This is a genomic window from Paraburkholderia sp. FW306-2-2C-D06C, assembly GCF_058781505.1.
In genome coordinates, this window is record NZ_JBYSWU010000053.1 from 17,875 (window position 1) to 34,667 (window position 16,793).

A 16,793-nucleotide genomic window follows, 5' to 3' on the forward strand; every position below is an offset into this window, starting at 1 on the left:
TCACCTTGCCGTGCGCGTCGATGTCCATCACCGCAGTCGAGCGCCGCACGTTTGCGTTGCCCGCGCTATCGCGTTGATATTCACGATACTCATTGCCTGAATCCTCGCCCCGCTGCGTGCGTTACTTTTTCTTCTGGATGAACTCGATCTTGTAGCCGTCCGGATCGGTGACGAACGCAATCACGGTGGTGCCGTGTTTCATCGGACCGGCTTCGCGCACAACCGAGCCGCCCTGAGCCTTGATTTTGTCGCACGCGGCGTACGCGTCTTCGACTTCGACGGCGAGGTGTCCAAAGCCGGTGCCGAGGTCGTACGACGGCGTGTCCCAGTTGTGCGTCAGTTCGATGACAGTACCGTTACGCTCGTCTTCATAGCCGACGAAAGCGAGCGTGAACTTGCCGTCTGGATAGTCGTCGCGACGCAGTAATTTCATACCGAGCAGTTCGGTGTAGAACGCGATCGAGCGGTCCAGGTCGCCGACCCGGAGCATGGTGTGAAGCAGGCGCATCGTGTACTCCCTGTTGCGTGACGTCGAGAACGTCAATGTAACTGGAATCACGCTGCGCTGCAGAGCGCGGATCAGAACTGATGCCGCACGCCCGCCATCACACCGATCTGCGTCCCCTTCTGCGCGAGCCCGATGCCGTTGACGCCCTGCAACTGAGCGCCGATCAGATCGCCCCGATACAGCGAGTAATCGCCTTCCAGATAAGCATCGGTGCGCCTGGACAGGTTGTAATCGGCGACCAGTTGATACTGCCATGCCGAGCCGTCCTGAGACGGCTTCTTGCCGTCCTGCAGCGTGCGCCACACATTCGCGGCAAAGTGCCACGCATGGCCGAACTGCTGCGTGATCCCGCCCAAGATCATGCGACGCCGCGAAAAGTCGGTGTACTTGAGCGCGGCGAGCGCTGGCGCGCTGAACGGCCCGTTGGCGAAGTTCGAAAAGGCGGCGTCGTTCTGATTGACGATGTAACCGGCCGCAAAACGCGTCTTGTCCCAGGTGTACGAACCGCCGAAGCTCCACGCCTTCGCGGCCGCACCGTTGACCGAGTCTTTCGACTCCTCGTACGCACCGCCAACGGTGAACGGACCGCCCTTCGGCGCATACGCGGCCGCGGCGCCGATCTGGCTGCCGTATGAATTCCCCGCGTTGCCGCCGAATGCATAGCCGGCGGCGAACATCAAGCCGTTGTAGTGCGCCTGATACTGCACCTGGTTGCTGGTCCAGATACCGCCGGTCATCGTCACTTCCGGCTGGAAGCTGAAATCGTACGGAATCCAGGGATTGCTGCCGTAGCCGCCGACCGTGACGCCTTCGATCATCAAGTTGAACTGACGGCCCAGGATCACCTGACCATAGGAGTTCGAGCGCACTCCCACTTGAGCTTCGTTGAGGAATGGCAAGGTGAGATCGCTTTGTCCGCTATTGATGTAAAAACGGTTTTCGAGCTTGAAGAACGTGGACCAGCCGCCGCCCAGATCCTCGACGCCCTTCAGTCCCCAACGGCTCTGGGTCATGCCGCCGTTGCCGAGCGCAATCGAAGAATCGCCGGCCTTGTTCGCGTGGGTCAGATACCGCACGCTCTCGTCGACCACGCCGTACAGCGTCACGCCCGATTGCGCGTGCGCCATCTGACAGGCCAATGCCGCGGGCACCATCGCCACCGCCCATTTGCTCACGTTCTTCATACCGTCTCCTCAAACTGGTTCCGCTCGCCGGGGAATGTGGTGCGTTCGCTTTGCTCTTCGGGCACGCTTCGGTCAGGTTTTCAGGCGGATGGTCCGCGGTGTGACGCGATGTGACGTATAGGCATCCTGTCTTTTCGGCTGCCGGCTCCACTTCGCCAGATGCGAAGTACCGCCAATGACCTGACAAAATATGCGTGGGTGAACCTTATCCTGAAACGGACACAGTAAGAAAACAGACTGTTGTAGGTGTTGCGCGGGTGCCGTTACGTCAGCGAACTACTTGCGAGATGCAAGAAGCACGCGTAGGCGGTGGGTCATCGCATTGCAGCGCGGGTGGTTTTGTTATCGTACGATCTATGCCTGCCGCCTTCAGCTTGCCGGTTTCGCCATTGAGTCAGCCATCCGGCCGACTATCGCCGTGCGCGCAGACGTCCGCGACTGCCCCGCAGCCCTTCAGCGGGTGGCCGCTTAGGCGAGGTGGGCCAGAAGATGGTTCTTTGAGCGCGCAGCAGGACGCAGCGCGCTTCCTTCAAGGCTAAAGCCGAAACTCAGGCGGCGCTGCTCCCGGCGGCTGCGGCGCCGTGCGACGGCAGCGCCGCCACGACCTGCGCCACGCGCACATATTCGGCGACCGGCACGTCTTCGGCGCGGCGTTGCAGATCGAAACCGAGCGCGTCGAAATCCACCCGGCCGCGATAGGCAGCCAACGTATTGCGCAGCATCTTGCGCCGCTGCGAGAACGCCGCCGTCACCACTTCGCCGAGCACGCGCTCGTCCACCGGCGGCAATTCGTGCAGCTCGTACGGGATCATCCGCACGATCGCCGAATCGACCTTCGGCGGCGGCTGGAACGCTTCGGGCGGCACGTCGAGTTGCTTGTCGATCACGTAACGGTATTGCAGCATCACCGAGAGCCGGCTGAACGCCTTGGTGCCCGGCTCCGCCACCATCCGCTCGACCACTTCGTTCTGCAGCATGAAGTGCTGATCGATCACGCGATGCGCGAACGACGTCAGATGAAACAGCAGCGGGCTCGAAATGTTGTACGGCAGATTGCCGACAATCCGCAGCGACGCCTTTTCTCCCGGCGCAGCCAGCGAACCGAAGTCGAACGCGAGCGCGTCGCCCGCATGCAGTTCGAGCAGGTCGCCGAATTTCTTCTTGAGCCGGCCGATCAGATCGCGATCCAGTTCGACGGCGTGCAACGGCGCTTCAGGCGTCGCGAGGCGTTCGATCAGCGGCTCGGTGAGCGCCCCCAGCCCCGGCCCGATTTCGACCATGCGCTCGCCGCGCTGCGGCCGGATCACGTCGACGATCGAATCGATCACGCCCATATCGACCAGAAAATTCTGGCCGAAACGCTTGCGTGCGGTATGACCCTGATGCTGGGCCCGTTGCTGTCTGCTGGTGGACATCGAAGAAACGCTAGGAAGAGAACTGCTTAAAAAAAGAAACCGCCTGTGAAGCGATACGGGTGAAGCGATGCAGGTGAAGCGATGTTTGCAAGCAATGAGCCGCGCGAATCAGCCCGCGCGGCGGTGCTGCGCCATCGACACTGCCGTATCGATCGCGGCGATCAAGCTGCCGGAGTCGGCGCGGCCAGTGCCGGCCAGATCGAGCGCGGTGCCGTGATCGACCGACGTGCGGATGATCGGCAAACCGAGCGTGATGTTGATGCCTTCGCCGAACGTGGCGTACTTCAGCACCGGCAAGCCCTGATCGTGGAACATCGCGAGTACGCAATCGGCTTCGTTCAGATAGCGCGGCTGGAATAGCGTGTCTGCCGGATAGGGACCGCGCGCATCGATGCCCTGATGGTTCGCGAGCTTCAGCGCCGGCGCAATCACGTCGATTTCCTCGCGGCCCAGATAACCGTTTTCGCCCGCGTGCGGATTCAAACCGGTCACGAGAATGCGCGGCGCCGGCAGACCGAAATGGTGGCGCAGGTCGTGATCGATGATCCGCAGCGTCTCGCCGATGCTGTCGATCGACAACGCCGCCGACACGTCTTTCAGCGGCAGATGCGTGGTGGCGAGCGCGACGCGCAACGGGCGCTTGCCGGTGCCGGCCAGCATCATCACCACGCGCGGCGTGTGCGTGCGTTCGGCCAGGTATTCCGTGTGGCCGGTAAACGGCACACCGGCGTCGTTGATGGTGCTTTTTTGCAGCGGCGCGGTGACGATCGCGTCGAACGTGCCGGCCATTGCGCCGTCGATCGCGCTGTCGAGCAGATCGAGCACGTAGCGGCCGTTGGCCGCGTCGAGCTTGCCTGCCAGCGACGGTGCGCCGAGCGGCCGATGCTGCACGCGCACGCGCTTGCCGTCCGCCGTCAGCGCGGCCCAATCCACGCCCACCGCCCGGGCCCGCTCGGCGAGCAGACCGGCGTCGCCCAGCACAGTGAACTGCGCGCCGGGCCAATGCGCCGCCGCCCCGGCCAGCGCCTGCGCCGTCAACTCGGGGCCGACGCCGGCCGGTTCGCCGGTCGTGATCGCGATTTGCAACGGGGCGCTGGCGGACTGGGCGGCGGTTGTCATGGCGTTTATTGCACGCTTGCTTGAGCGGGTTTTACTTCGATATATGCAGTGTCGCGCAATTCACGCAGCCAGTCGGCGTAGGCCTGTTCCGCCTTGCGCTGACCGATTGCCTGACGCGCCAGATCCATCTGCTGCGAAACCGAGCCTTCCGCTTCGCGGCGGGCCAGCACCTGGATCAGGTGGTAGCCGTATTCGCTGCGCACCGGGTCGCTGATCTGACCGTCCTGCAGGCTGTTCATCGTGCGCTCGAATTCCGGCACCGTCTCGCCCGGGCTGATCCAGCCCAGTTCGCCGCCTTGCGACGACGAACCGTCTTGCGAGTAGGTGTGAGCGAATTTCGCGAAGTCGCCGCCCGCGGCGATCTGGTTCTTGATTTCGAGCAGCTTCTGACGCGCTTGCGGCTCGGACATGCCGTCGCCGACCCGCAGCAGAATGTGGCGCACGTGCGTCTGCACGAGCTTCGGCGCATCGGCCGAGCTCGCGCCCTGGCCTGCGCGGCGATCGACGAGACGCACGATTTCGAAGCCGTCGTTCGTGCGGATCAGATCCGGGTTGACCTGACCGGGGCGCAATGCCGCAGCGGCCTTGACGAATTCAGGCGGCAGCCTGGACGGCGTCACGAAACCCATATCGCCGCCTTTCGAGGCATCCGGCGCTTGCGAATTCGACTTCGCGAGCTTTTCGAAGTTGGCGCCGCCCCTGGCTTCCGTCAGCAGCGCCTGGGCCTTTTGCTGGGCCGCTTCGATGTCGGTTTCCGCCGCGTTCAGCGGCACCTTCAGGAAAATGTGCTGGAAGTGCAGATCGCTCGTCAGACCGGCGTTCGGGCCGCGCTGACTGGCGATATAGTTCACGACTTCCGCGTCAGACACCGTGACCTTGCTGTCCACTTCCTTCTCGCGCAAACGCGAGAGCGTGAGTTCGGTCCGCGCATCGCTCGTGAACGTGCTCCAGGGCACGCCTTGCGCCTCGATGCGCGAGCGGTACATGTCGAGCGTCATGTTGTTCGCCTGCGCGAGCCGTTCGAGCGTTTTTTGCACGGCGGCGTCGTCGATATTGATGCCGTCTTCTTTGGCCTTCTGCAGCTGGATGCGCTCCAGCACCATCTGGTTCAGCACCTGCTGGCGCAGCTGATCGGTCGGCGGCACCGGCGCGTTCTGCTGGTTCAGCCGGCGGGTAATCAGGCCCATGCGCTCGTCGAGCTCGCGCCGCGTGATGACGCCGTTGTTGACCACCGCGGCGATGGTGTCGACCGTCTGGCCGCTATTGCCGCGCAGCGCCTGCGCCTGAACCGGCGCGACCGACAGGAGAGACGCCGCGGCGGCGAGACCGGCCGCAAGCGTTGCCAAGCGAAGCTTTTTCATGATTGCCACAGATACTCCAATGATGTCGGGCGCGCCTGGCCCGTCTTTTCGCATTCTATAAATGATCGGGCGAGCATCATTCGTAATTGGTGAAACGCGCTTCCGGCGGCGGTGGCGGCGGCAACGGCGTGTAGCCGGCCACGCTGGAGCGGAACGCGGAAATCAGCCCGTTGTCGACGCTCGACAAGCCCTTGAACGTCAACTGCGCGAGAAACCGCGTGCCCGCCTGATGCTGCCCCGAGGTATTCAGACCGTTCGCATAGCGCTGGATCCCGGCGCCGAGCGTCCAGCAGTCGGCGTCGTATTGCAGGCCGACCAGACCGTCGACGATCCGGTGCCCGCCCAGGTCGTAATTGAAACGGCCCACCCCGAACACCCGATGTGACAACGGCCATTGCCCCGAGACCAGCACCTGATTGATCGGCTGATTGTCCAGCGTGGTGTTCGCGCGGGTGTAGCGGTACCCGACATTGACCACCCGGCCGGTGCCCGGACTGAACCCGAAACCGACGCTCGTCTTTACCAACTGGTTGTTGTCGGCATTATATTGGAACGCCGTTTCCGAAGCGAAACCGGCCCCGAGCTTGAGCGACGCACCCGCGATCAGGTCCGAATGGGTAGCTTGCGTGCTGGTCTGGGTAGGCAGCAGCGTGACGCGCTGATCCTGGAAATAGTACTGCTGTGCGAGCACGAAGCGCGCGCGTTCGTCGCCGGTAGCCGGATTGATGAAGCGCGTGGTGATGGCCGCGGTCAGGCGGTTCGCGTCGGCGATACGGTCGTTGCCGACGAAGGTGTTCGGCGTGAAGATTTCCGCCAGGCCGAAGTCGGAGTCGGCGGTGTCGAACAGCGGCGCGGACTGCTGGTTCCGGAACGGCGTGTACACGTAGTAAAGCCGCGGCTCCAGCGTCTGAATGTAATCCTGACCGAAGATCCGCACCGAACGGTCGAAGATCAGCCCGGTGTCGAAGCTGAGCGTCGGGATCGATTCGGTGAAGTTCTTCGGCGAGGTGCTAGTGCCGGTGTTGTTCAGGCTATACGACGCAAAGTGCCACTGCACCTTCGGCGTGATGAAGTAACCCGGCCCGACCACCGAATACGAGAGGTACGGGTTGAACATCACGCGCTGGCCTTCGGTCGCGTCAGCGGTCGTGATGCGGAAATTCGTGTAGTCGGCTTCCGTGCCGAAGTCGAAGCCGCCGACGTTGTACTTCGTGTACTTCACGTTCAACTGCGGCTCACGGCCGTACGGCGCCACTGAAGGCGTCAGCGTCTGCCAGTGCTGTTCGCGGGCGAGCACCGACCACGGGCCGTTGTTGTAGGTCAACCCGGCTTCCTGTTGATACAGGAGCTGGGTGCCGTTCATGAACTGACTGACCGACGACGACAGGTCTTCCGGATACGTGTTGTCCGAAACCTTGTTGTAGTAGATGTAGCCGCCGAACCCGTTACCGAAGTTCTGGTTGTGCTGGATATACAGCGCGTAGCGGTTGGTCTTCGTCAGGCGATCGTTCGGCAGGAACTCGCCGGTGATCGAGCCGGAATAGGTCGGCGACAGATAGCGGAAGGACGACTGCAACTGCACGCCGCGCTTCGAGATCAGACGCGGCGTGACCGTCAGATCGCGATTCGGCGCGATGTTGAAGTAATACGGCACCGACAGTTCGAAGCCGTTGCCCGAACTGAGCGAGAACGTGGGCGGCAGCAGGCCGCTGCGGCGCTCGCCCGACAGCGGGAACGACAGCCACGGCGAAGCGAACACCGGCACGCCCTGAAAGAACAGCACGCCGTTGTGCGCGATGCCTTCGTCCGCGCCGGTGTCGAAGTCGAACTCGCTGCCTTTGATGTACCACGCCGGATCGTCCACGCACGCACAGGCCGTGTAGGTGCCGTGCGTGAACACCGAGCGCTCGTTGTCGAGCAGATCGACGCGCTCCGCGCTGCCCGAACCGCCCGTCAGGTTGAAGCGGTACTTCGGCGCGGTCATGAAGCCTTCGCTCGAATCCACGCGCAGATGCGCTTCGGGGCCGACGAACGTATTGCCGTTGTTGATCACGTGGACCTGGCCGTAGGCGTCGGCCATGTCCGTGTCCTGATCGTAATGCAGCGCGTCGGCCTTGATCACGACCGTATTGCGGCGCACCTCGGCCGAGCCCTTGGCGGCCATGTCCTGATCGGTGGTGCCGCTGGTGGAGTCGCCGAGCACGAAGGCGGCCGGCTTCTGGCCAGGCTGCAACGGATGCTCTTCGAGCTGCGGGGCGAGTTGCATGCCCCAGGGAGCGTCAATAGGCTGCGGCTGCGCGGCTTCCCCCGTCAACTGGGCGTGCGCAAGCGCGGGCATCAGGCCCGGAACGGCGATCAACGCCGCGACGAGCCGCCTTTTGCGCGGCACGCCGGCACAAGAGGGAGTCGTTTGGGAAAGCTGTCTAGGCGGCATGTATCGTTTGGCGAATCGGCCCGTCCGTCAGCTTCTGCAGTCACGATCCACCGCCTGCACACCTCGACCGTGACAGTCGGCTGCACATCAATATTGACAATCTCTCGAACGATGAGGCAGGCGGTAAAGCGGAATACGCAAAAGCTGGCGTGAGCCGCGTCAAAAAAGTCGTGGGGTATTATATGGCAAGACGTTGCCCCTCTGAATTTGCCGCCGGTTTTCATGACGCTGCCCCCCTCCCAAGACACAACCGATACCCGCCTCGACCTGCTCACCGCCTGGCTGAACGGCCACGCAGCGCGCTATGCGCTCGAGCTCGCCACACTCGCACCGGCCTCCTCCGACGCCAGTTTTCGCCGCTATTTCCGCCTTGCCGGTAAGGCGGCGGAAGGCGAAAGCATCGGCACGGTAATCGCCGTCGATGCTCCGCCGCCCGAAAAGTGCCGCGAATTTGTGCAGATCGCGCAGTTGCTCGAAGCGGCCGGCGTGCATGTGCCGCGCGTGCTGGAGGTCGACTTCGACGCGGGATTCATGCTCGTCACCGATCTGGGCACCGCGTCGTACCTCGGCGCGCTGCAAGGCGCCCAGAACGACGCCGACCCGCGCCGCGCCCGCACGCTGATGCGCGACGCGCTCGACGCGTTGATCCGCTGGCAGCTCACCTCGCGCGAGAACGTGCTGCCGCCGTTCGATGAAGCCTTCCTGCGCCGCGAGATGGAGCTGATGCCGGAGTGGTTCATCGGCCGGCATCTGGGGCGCGAGGTCGACGAAAAAACCCGCGGGGTGCTCGAGCGCACCTTCGCGCTGCTGATCGCGAGCGCCCGGGCGCAGCCGCAAGTGTTCATGCTGCGCGATTTCATGCCGCGCAATCTGATGACCGCTGCGGCGCCCAACCCCGCCAACCCCGGTGTGATCGACTTCCAGGACGCTGTGTACGGCCCGATCACCTACGACGTCGCGTCGCTGCTGCGCGATGCCTTCCTCAGCTGGGACGAAGAGTTCGAACTGGATTGCTTCGTGTACTACTGGGAGCGCGCGAAACAAGCCGGCCTGCCGGTCGACCCGGATTTCGGCGAGTTCTACCGCCAGCTCGAATGGATGGGTCTGCAACGGCACATCAAGGTGCTGGGCCTGTTCTGCCGGATCAACTACCGCGACAGCAAACCGCATTACATGAAGGATCTGCCGCGTTTCATCGGCTATGCACGCAAGGTCGCCGAACGCTACGCGCCGCTGCGCCCCTTCGCGAAGCTGCTCGACGATCTCGAAGGCCGCGCGAATGAAGTCGGCTACACGTTCTGACCGATGACGATGTCTCTGAAGAAAGCGATGATTTTCGCCGCGGGCCGCGGCGAACGCATGCGTCCGTTGACCGACACGTGCCCGAAGCCCTTGCTCGAAGCGGGCGGCAAGCCGCTGATCGTCTGGCAGATCGAACGGCTCGCGCGCGCCGGCTTTCAGACCATCGTGATCAACCATGCGTGGCTCGGCGAGCAGATCGAAGGCTCGCTCGGCGACGGTTCGCGCTGGGGCGTGCAACTGCGCTACTCGGCCGAGCACGAAGCGTTGGAAACCGCCGGCGGCATCGTGCAGGCGCTGCCGCTGCTGGAAGACAGCGGCCATAGCGAAGTGTTCGTCGCGGTCAGCGGCGACGTGTATGCGGATTTCGATTACGCGACGCTGAATGCGCGCGCCGACAAGCTTTCGAAGTTGCCCGAACCGGGCATGCATCTGATCATGGTGCCGAACCCGGCGTTTCATCCGAACGGCGATTTTGGTTTGATCGACGGCGTGTTGTCGCTCGACGCGCAAGCGCGCTTCACGTTCGGCAATATCGGCCTGTATGACACGCGCATGTTTCGCGATCTGCCGCGCGGCACGCGGCGCGCGCTCACGCCGTACTACCGGGACACGATTGCGCGCGGCCTTGCGAGCGGCGAGTTATACGAAGGCTTGTGGGAGAACGTCGGCACAGCGGCGCAGCTGCAAGACCTGGATCGACACCTGAGCGCGCGCTAAGCAAGCGCGGCATATCCCGCCGCGTCTTGCTCACCGCCCGCCGGCTCCACCCTCTCCCGCGCCTACCGTTTCCACCGCCTCGGGCGCCTCTGCCGCGCGTTGCTGCTGCAACGCCCACATCTGCGCGAACAGCCCGTTCGCCGCCAGCAATTCGGCGTGCGTACCGCGCTCGACGATGCGCCCTTTGTCCATCACGACGATCTGCTGGGCGTGCACCACGGTCGAGAGCCGGTGCGCGATGATCAGCGTCGTGCGCTCGCGTGCGATCTGATCGAGTTCGTGCTGGATCGCGCGCTCCGAACGCGAATCGAGCGCGGAGGTCGCTTCGTCGAACAGCAGGATCGACGGATTCTTCAGGATGGTCCGCGCAATGGCGACGCGTTGCTTCTCACCGCCGGACAGTTTCAACCCACGTTCGCCGACGGGCGTGTCATAGCCCTTCGGCAAACCTTCGATGAACTCATGAATATGCGCCGCGCGCGCCGCCGCGATCACTTCTTCTCGCGTGGCGGTCGCCCGGCCATAAGCAATGTTGTAGTAGATCGAATCGTTGAACAGCACCGTGTCCTGCGGCACGATGCCGATCGACGCGCGCAGCGAATCTTGCGTCACATCGCGAATATCCTGGCCGTCGATAACGATCGCGCCGCCGCTCGCACGGTCCAGATCGTAGAAACGGAACATCAGCCGCGCGAGCGTCGATTTGCCCGAGCCGCTATGGCCGACCACCGCCGTCGTGGTGCCCGCCGGAATCGTGAAACTCACATCGTGCAGAATCTGCCGCGCCGGTTCGTACGCGAAGTTCACCTGTTCGAACCGCACCTGCGCGCCGCTCACCCGCAACGCGGGCGCATCCGGCACGTCAGGCACTTCCTGCGAGGCGCCGAGCAGCGTGAACATGCGGTCCATGTCGGTGAGACTCTGCTTCAACTCCCGATACACGACGCCGAGAAAATTCAGCGGAATATAGAGCTGCAACATGAAGGTGTTGATCAGCACCAGATCGCCGAGCGTGAGGCGCCCGGCCATCACGCCTTGCGTCACGCGCCACAGAATGAACACGAGCCCCGTGCCGATGATCGTCTGCTGTCCAAAGTTCAGCGCCGACAGCGAGTTTTGCGACTTGATCGCAGCCGCCCGGTAGCGCTTCAGGTTCTCGTCGTAGCGCTGCGCTTCCCACTCTTCGTTGCCGAAATATTTGACGGTCTCGTAGTTGAGCAGCGAATCGATCGCACGCGAATTCGCCTTTGAATCGAGATCGTTCATCGTGCGGCGAAAATGCGTACGCCATTCGGTCACCTTCACGGTAAACGTGATGTATGCGGCGAGCGCGATGAACGTGACGATCGCGTAATACGCCTCGTATTTGACGACGAAAAACCCGAGCACGAGACCGACTTCGACGAGCGTCGGCAGAATGCTGTACAGCGAATACGAAATGAGCTGCGTGATGCCGCGTGTGCCGCGTTCGATATCGCGCGACATGCCGCCCGTCTGCCGCTCGAGATGAAACCGCAACGACAGCGCATGCAAATGGCGGAACACTTTCAACGCGAGTTGCCGCACCGCGCTCTCGGTCACCTTCGAAAACAGGATCTCGCGCAACTCGGTGAAAAGCGACGTGGACAGCCGCACCACCGCATACGCGACCACCAGCAAGCCGACGCCGCTCAGCAACACGATGCCCGGCGAATCCTGCGCGCGGCCGAGCGCGGTCAGATGCTGCACCGACGCGAGGCTGTCGACGATCCGCTTCATCACGATCGGCACGCCGAGGTTCGCGATCTTCGCGCCGATCAGGCAGCTCAGCGCGAAGACGACGCGCCATTTGTAGGTGGCGAGGTAGGGCAGCAGCGACAGGATCGTCTGCCAGTCGTTGCGCGGCTGGGTCGAGATCGGCGATGGTTCGGAGGAGGGCGTGCGGCGCATGGGATCGGCTGGGGAGAGTGTGGAAGCGACGGAGTTCGCAGCGGCGCGCCGACCGGCAGTTGGCAAACTGCTTTTTGTCGCGCGATCCGGCTGGGCGCTTTCCCGTACAATTCCTGATCTTTCTATTGTCGCAGAAGCCGGCTGGCGCCGCTTTTCATGGGCTGTCCGGCCGTCGGCTACGTGCCGGCCGTGCAGCTGTCTCGTGCCGTTGTCGTGAGATTCCCCCGCCTGCCGGTCGAGCCGACCGAGCCAATACGTTTCTCAAGGGTGCCCCGATGACCGAACTCCTTCAACTCCCGCAAAAGCCTTGTGCGCTGCGCGTCGTGCCGCAGCCGTCGGACGCGAACGTCCACGGCGATGTGTTCGGCGGCTGGATCATGGCGCAAGTGGATATCGCCGGCTCGATTCCGGCGAGCCGCCGCGCCAACGGGCGGGTGGCGACCATCGCGGTCAATTCGTTCGTCTTCAAGCAGCCGGTGTTCGTCGGCGATCTGCTGAGCTTTTACGCGGATATCGTGAAGACCGGCAATACCTCGGTGACGGTGTCGGTCGAGGTGTACGCGCAGCGCATGAGCCTGACCGAAGACCTCGTGAAGGTGACAGAGGCGACCTTGACCTACGTCGCGACCGACAGCGACCGGCGCCCGCGGGCATTGCCGGTGCTGGATTGAACGACGCCCAGGCTCAACCGCCGCCGCGCAGATATTCGAGCGGAGGGCGGCGATTGGCGGGATCGATTTCATGTAAGAAATTCTGACGGAAATCGTCGATTAATATCGCTTTTTTACTATCGCGAGATGTTTAATCTATCGGTTGGGCGCAACTGGCGACGCCCAGCCGGCAAATAGCCCCGTGCCGGCGGAGTTGGGCGCGCCATGATAAATCTTCTAACGGAAAAGCGATGAAACTGATCGGAATGCTCGACTCGCCCTATGTGCGCCGGGTCGCCATCTGCCTCAAATTGCTGAAACTCGACTTCGAGCAGCAGTCGATATCCGTATTCAGCACCTACGACGAGTTCAAGAAGATCAACCCGGTCGTCAAGGCGCCCACGCTGGTGCTCGACGACGGCCAACGCGTGATGGACTCGACGGTGATCCTTCAGTACGTCGCCACGCTGGCAGGCGCGGACCAGCGGATCTTCCCGTCGCAGCCGGCGCACTGGAAGCGCGCAGCGCGCCTGACGGGGCTGGCGCTGGCCGCGTGCGAGAAGTCGGTGCAGATCGTCTACGAACGCAATCTGCGTCCGGCCGAGAAGCAGCATGAGCCGTGGGTCGATCGGGTGAGCGAGCAGTTGCTCGCCGCTTATCGCGAGCTGGAGGAAGCACTGGCAGCAGCGCCGCTGCCGGTCGAGGCGGACCACTTCGGTGCGGCGGACGTCACCGTGGCGGTCGCGTGGAACTTCACGCAGATGTTCCTGCCGGAGATCGTCGTGAAGGCCGCGTATCCCCGCCTGCAGGCTTTTTCCGCGTCAGCCGAACAGTTGCCGGTTTTCGTGGATACGCCGGCGGTTTGAGCGTGCTGGCGGATCTCGAACCGGAGCGCTGCGACGGTCCTCGCTAGCGCTCAAACCGCGGCCAGTTCCCGCGCCACTCCGCCCTGGAGCAACTCGGAGATCGCCTCCGTCGACAACGGTTTGGCGAAGTAGAAGCCTTGCATCTCGTCGCACGCGCGCTCTTTCAGGAAATCGAGTTGCGCGGAGGTCTCCACGCCTTCCGCGATCACCTGCAACTTCAGCGAATGCGCGAGCGCGATGATCGCCGAAGTGATCGTTTCGTCGTCGCCGCACACGCCGATGTCCGACACGAACGAGCGGTCGATCTTCAGGCGGTCCACCGGGAAGCGTTTCAGATAGCTGAGGCTCGAATAGCCGGTGCCGAAGTCGTCGATGGCGAGACCGATGCCCAGCGCGTGCAGTTCGTTGAGCATCGACACCGCTTCTTCGGCGTTGCGCATGATCGTGCTTTCGGTGAGTTCGAGCTCGAGGTATTGTGGCGCGAGGCCGGTTTCCGCCAACACCTGCATCACCAGTTTGGCGATATCGCGCTGCTGGAACACGCGCGCCGACAGATTCACCGACACCCGCGCCGGCGGCAAGCCCGCATCCTGCCAGGCCTTGTTCTGCCGGCACGCTTCGCGCAACACCCACTCGGACAGCGGCCCGATCAAGCCGCTTTCTTCCGCGACCGGAATGAACGACGACGGCGGGATCAAGCCGACTTCCGGATCGCGCCAGCGCACCAGCGCCTCGGTGCCGACAATCTGCCCGCTCCCGATATCCACCTGCGGCTGGTAATGCAGCAGAAATTCGTTGTCGCGCAATGCTCGGCGCAAACGCCGTTCGAGGTTCAGGCGCGCGCCCGCGCTCGCGTTCATCTCCGGCTGATAAAACTGGAATGTGTTGCGGCCCATGTCCTTCGCGCGATACATCGCGAGGTCGGCCTTTTTCATCAGGGTTTCCGCGTCGTCGCCGTCCTGCGGGAACAGGCTCGCGCCCATGCTGCAGCCGACATACAACTCCGTGCCGTCGAGCCACACCGGCTCGGAAATGGAGGCGCGCACGCGCTCCATCCACGCGATCAGCGATTGTTCGTCGACGGTGTCGGTGATCACGATCACGAACTCGTCGCCGCCATGACGGGCCACCGTATCGCTCGTGCGCGTACAGCGGGCGAGCCGCTCGGCGACTACGCTCAGCAGGCCGTCGCCGACGCTATGGCCGAGACTGTCGTTGACGTTCTTGAAACCGTCGAGATCGATGAACACCACCGCGACGCCCTTGTGATGCCGCTGCGCGACGATCAGCGCATGCTGCAGGCGGTCGCGCAGCAGGTTGCGATTGGGCAGCCGCGTCAGGCTGTCGTAGTTGGCCTGGTATTCGAGTTGCTCCTGATAGCGCATCAGGTCGGTCACATCGTTGATCACGCCGATGTGATGCGTGATGACGCCCTCCGCGTTCGGCACCGGCGCGATGAACAGCTGATTCCAGAACAGCGCGCCGTCCTTGCGATAGTTGCGCACCACGGCGCTGACTTCGCGGTTCGCCGCCAGCGCCTGACGAATCGCGGCGACGCCTTCCTGATCGCGGTCGTCGCGTTGCAGCACGCGGCAATCGTGGCCGATCATTTCCGCGGGATCGTAGCCGGTGATGCGCTTGAACGCGGGGTTCACGTATTCGATCAGATTGCCTGCCGGCGACGGCGCGGTGATCAGAATCGCGTTGACGCTCGCATCGAGTGCGCGGCTTTGCAAACGCAAGGCCAGATCGGCGCGCTTGCGCTCGGTGATGTCCGTATAGGAGCCGAGCACGCCGATGATGCGGCCGTCGCCGTCGGTGAACGGCAGCTTGCTCGTGACCGTCGTACGATGCACGCCGCCGATCACCACGTCGACTTCGAAGTTCATCTTCGGCACACCGGTGCTCAGCACCTCTTCGTCGTGCCCGCGCAGCTGGTCGGCGAACGCCCGCCACGGCATATCGGCGTCGCTCTTGCCCACTACCTGCTCGGGATAGACGAGCCCCGCATCGCGCGCGAACGCCATGTTGCAGCCGAGGTAACGCGATTCCGCGTCCTTCCAGAAAATGCGCTGCGGAATGTTGTCGATTACCGTCTCGAGCATCTGGTTCGAGCGCCGCGCTTCGGCTTCGGCGTTGATCTGCTCGGTGACGTCGTCAGCCAGCACGAAAAAGGCGGCACGGCCGAGGAAGTTCATCGCGTGATACGAAATGTCGGCGCTGATGGTCGAGCCGTCCTTGCGCCGGTGATGCCAGATGCCCGCCATCGTGCGGCGGTGCGGCACCACGTCGCTGCGCTGCAAATGCGATTCGAGACGCGAAATTTCGCCAGCCGGGCGGATCGCACGGATCGTCATGCCGAGAAATTCGCTCTCGGTGTAGCCGTATTGCTGAACGGCGGCCGCGTTGACGGCCAGAAAGCGCAGCGTCTCGCGATCGAAGATGTACATCGGCACCGGATGATCGTCGAACAGGCCGCGAAAGCGCTCGTCGTTGCGGCCGAGCGCGCGGACCGCGCGCAATTTCTCGCGCGCACTGCTTTCGCGTACGCCGAACGTATAGATCAGCAGCGCGCTGCCGGCCAGCATCGTCAGGATCAGCAGTACGATCGCGTGCCGGGTTTCGCGCGTGGAGGCCGCGAGCGACGCCTGCAGCGCATGATTCTCCTGCGCCCGCAGCGCCGCCAGCCCGGCTTCGACGCGGTCCTGCGCCATACCAAGACGCGTGTAGTCCGAGGCTACCCAGGTGCGCGACTCTGTCGGTGCGGCGTTCGCGCTGCGCGACAGCGCGGCGTCGATATCGCGTTGCAGCGCGTGGCTATCCGCGCTCAGTTTGTCCAGCGTATCGAGCATGACCGGCTCGCCGGCGAGTTCGCCGCGCAGTTCGCGCTCCAGACCGGCCAGCGAAGTCATCATGGCGGCGCCCTCGTTGGCAGGCGGCGCCTCGCCCGACACTTCGAAACGGCCCAGCGCGGCCAGCCCATGGTCGAGCGCCATATTGTAGGCGTCGAGGTTCTGACGCACGCCCGTCGAACGCAGCATGCGCACGTCGGCGTCGCGCTGATCGCAAATCTGCGTATAGGCGACGAACGCGTTCGCGCCGACCGCCGCGGCGACGACCGCCAGATTGATCAGCAGCCGCTTCGATAAAAAGAGAGTCATGGGTTCCGAACGTCGATCGTTCTGCGGGCGGGAGCGCGGGCTCGCTTCGATATGGGTCTTTTACGCGCCAACCCATGGATAACGGCAGGGTTCGGAACAGGTTGAGGGTGCCGGGCGAAAAAATTCGCTCGCGGTCCGGGCCGCCTG

At 63.5% G+C, this 16,793-nt stretch carries 12 protein-coding genes; 4 read left to right on the forward strand and 8 right to left on the reverse strand.

Annotation, left to right across the window (positions count from 1 at the left end):
- Positions 1-121 precede the first annotated feature (121 nt).
- The 6 genes from gloA to AC3WLT_RS29835 form a co-directional block, all read right to left on the reverse strand.
- Entirely contained in the window at positions 122-508 is a 387-nt protein-coding gene (gene gloA, locus AC3WLT_RS29810) for a lactoylglutathione lyase (protein WP_492595237.1), read from the reverse strand.
- A 71-nt stretch (positions 509-579) separates the two neighbouring features.
- Positions 580-1,692, reverse strand: coding sequence for a porin (locus tag AC3WLT_RS29815; RefSeq protein ID WP_492595238.1), 1,113 nt, complete (start codon positions 1,690-1,692; stop codon positions 580-582).
- A 548-nt stretch (positions 1,693-2,240) separates the two neighbouring features.
- Positions 2,241-3,107, reverse strand: a complete 867-nt coding sequence (rsmA, locus tag AC3WLT_RS29820) for a 16S rRNA (adenine(1518)-N(6)/adenine(1519)-N(6))-dimethyltransferase RsmA (RefSeq protein ID WP_492595239.1) — start codon at positions 3,105-3,107, stop codon at positions 2,241-2,243.
- Positions 3,108-3,215: 108 nt separating this feature from the next.
- Positions 3,216-4,226: a 4-hydroxythreonine-4-phosphate dehydrogenase PdxA gene (pdxA, locus tag AC3WLT_RS29825; RefSeq protein WP_492595240.1), complete on the reverse strand. Its 1,011-nt coding sequence runs from the start codon at positions 4,224-4,226 to the stop codon at positions 3,216-3,218.
- A 5-nt stretch (positions 4,227-4,231) separates the two neighbouring features.
- On the reverse strand, positions 4,232-5,596 hold the full coding sequence (locus tag AC3WLT_RS29830) for a peptidylprolyl isomerase (RefSeq protein ID WP_492595241.1): 1,365 nt from the start codon (positions 5,594-5,596) through the stop codon (positions 4,232-4,234).
- Positions 5,597-5,663: 67 nt separating this feature from the next.
- Complete coding sequence (locus AC3WLT_RS29835; protein ID WP_492595242.1) at positions 5,664-8,021, reverse strand: LPS-assembly protein LptD; 2,358 nt, start codon at positions 8,019-8,021, stop codon at positions 5,664-5,666.
- Between the two features lie 222 nt (positions 8,022-8,243).
- Between AC3WLT_RS29835 and AC3WLT_RS29840 the strand changes: the two genes are divergently transcribed.
- Together AC3WLT_RS29840 and murU are read left to right on the forward strand one after the other, a co-directional pair.
- The gene (locus AC3WLT_RS29840; RefSeq protein ID WP_492595243.1) at positions 8,244-9,323 is read left to right on the forward strand and encodes an aminoglycoside phosphotransferase family protein; all 1,080 of its coding nucleotides are present in this window, start codon (positions 8,244-8,246) and stop codon (positions 9,321-9,323) included.
- Positions 9,324-9,326: 3 nt separating this feature from the next.
- Entirely contained in the window at positions 9,327-10,040 is a 714-nt protein-coding gene (murU, locus tag AC3WLT_RS29845; protein WP_492595244.1) for an N-acetylmuramate alpha-1-phosphate uridylyltransferase MurU, read from the forward strand.
- Between the two features lie 30 nt (positions 10,041-10,070).
- On the opposite strand, the gene AC3WLT_RS29850 is transcribed toward murU, so the two are convergent.
- The gene (locus AC3WLT_RS29850; protein ID WP_492595245.1) at positions 10,071-11,969 is read right to left on the reverse strand and encodes an ABCB family ABC transporter ATP-binding protein/permease; all 1,899 of its coding nucleotides are present in this window, start codon (positions 11,967-11,969) and stop codon (positions 10,071-10,073) included.
- A gap of 275 nt (positions 11,970-12,244) precedes the next feature.
- Here AC3WLT_RS29850 and AC3WLT_RS29855 point away from each other — a divergent pair, with 275 nt between their 5' ends.
- Complete coding sequence (locus AC3WLT_RS29855; protein ID WP_492595246.1) at positions 12,245-12,640, forward strand: acyl-CoA thioesterase; 396 nt, start codon at positions 12,245-12,247, stop codon at positions 12,638-12,640.
- A gap of 230 nt (positions 12,641-12,870) precedes the next feature.
- The gene (locus tag AC3WLT_RS29860; RefSeq protein ID WP_492595247.1) at positions 12,871-13,485 is read left to right on the forward strand and encodes a glutathione S-transferase; all 615 of its coding nucleotides are present in this window, start codon (positions 12,871-12,873) and stop codon (positions 13,483-13,485) included.
- A gap of 50 nt (positions 13,486-13,535) precedes the next feature.
- Here the strand turns inward: AC3WLT_RS29860 and AC3WLT_RS29865 are convergent, their stop codons facing one another.
- Positions 13,536-16,646 carry a sensor domain-containing protein gene (locus AC3WLT_RS29865; RefSeq protein ID WP_492595248.1) on the reverse strand — a complete coding sequence of 1,037 codons (3,111 nt, stop codon included), beginning with the start codon at positions 16,644-16,646 and terminating at the stop codon, positions 13,536-13,538.
- Positions 16,647-16,793: the final 147 nt, after the last annotated feature.

Coding starts and splice junctions, on each gene's coding strand:
- gloA (WP_492595237.1), bottom strand. CDS start 508: ATGCGCCTGCTTCACACCATGCTCCGGGTCGGCGACCTGGACCGCTCG.
- AC3WLT_RS29815 (WP_492595238.1), bottom strand. CDS start 1,692: ATGAAGAACGTGAGCAAATGGGCGGTGGCGATGGTGCCCGCGGCATTG.
- rsmA (WP_492595239.1), bottom strand. CDS start 3,107: ATGTCCACCAGCAGACAGCAACGGGCCCAGCATCAGGGTCATACCGCA.
- pdxA (WP_492595240.1), bottom strand. CDS start 4,226: ATGACAACCGCCGCCCAGTCCGCCAGCGCCCCGTTGCAAATCGCGATC.
- AC3WLT_RS29835 (WP_492595242.1), bottom strand. CDS start 8,021: ATGCCGCCTAGACAGCTTTCCCAAACGACTCCCTCTTGTGCCGGCGTG.
- AC3WLT_RS29840 (WP_492595243.1), top strand. CDS start 8,244: ATGACGCTGCCCCCCTCCCAAGACACAACCGATACCCGCCTCGACCTG.
- murU (WP_492595244.1), top strand. CDS start 9,327: ATGACGATGTCTCTGAAGAAAGCGATGATTTTCGCCGCGGGCCGCGGC.
- AC3WLT_RS29850 (WP_492595245.1), bottom strand. CDS start 11,969: ATGCGCCGCACGCCCTCCTCCGAACCATCGCCGATCTCGACCCAGCCG.
- AC3WLT_RS29855 (WP_492595246.1), top strand. CDS start 12,245: ATGACCGAACTCCTTCAACTCCCGCAAAAGCCTTGTGCGCTGCGCGTC.
- AC3WLT_RS29860 (WP_492595247.1), top strand. CDS start 12,871: ATGAAACTGATCGGAATGCTCGACTCGCCCTATGTGCGCCGGGTCGCC.
- AC3WLT_RS29865 (WP_492595248.1), bottom strand. CDS start 16,646: ATGACTCTCTTTTTATCGAAGCGGCTGCTGATCAATCTGGCGGTCGTC.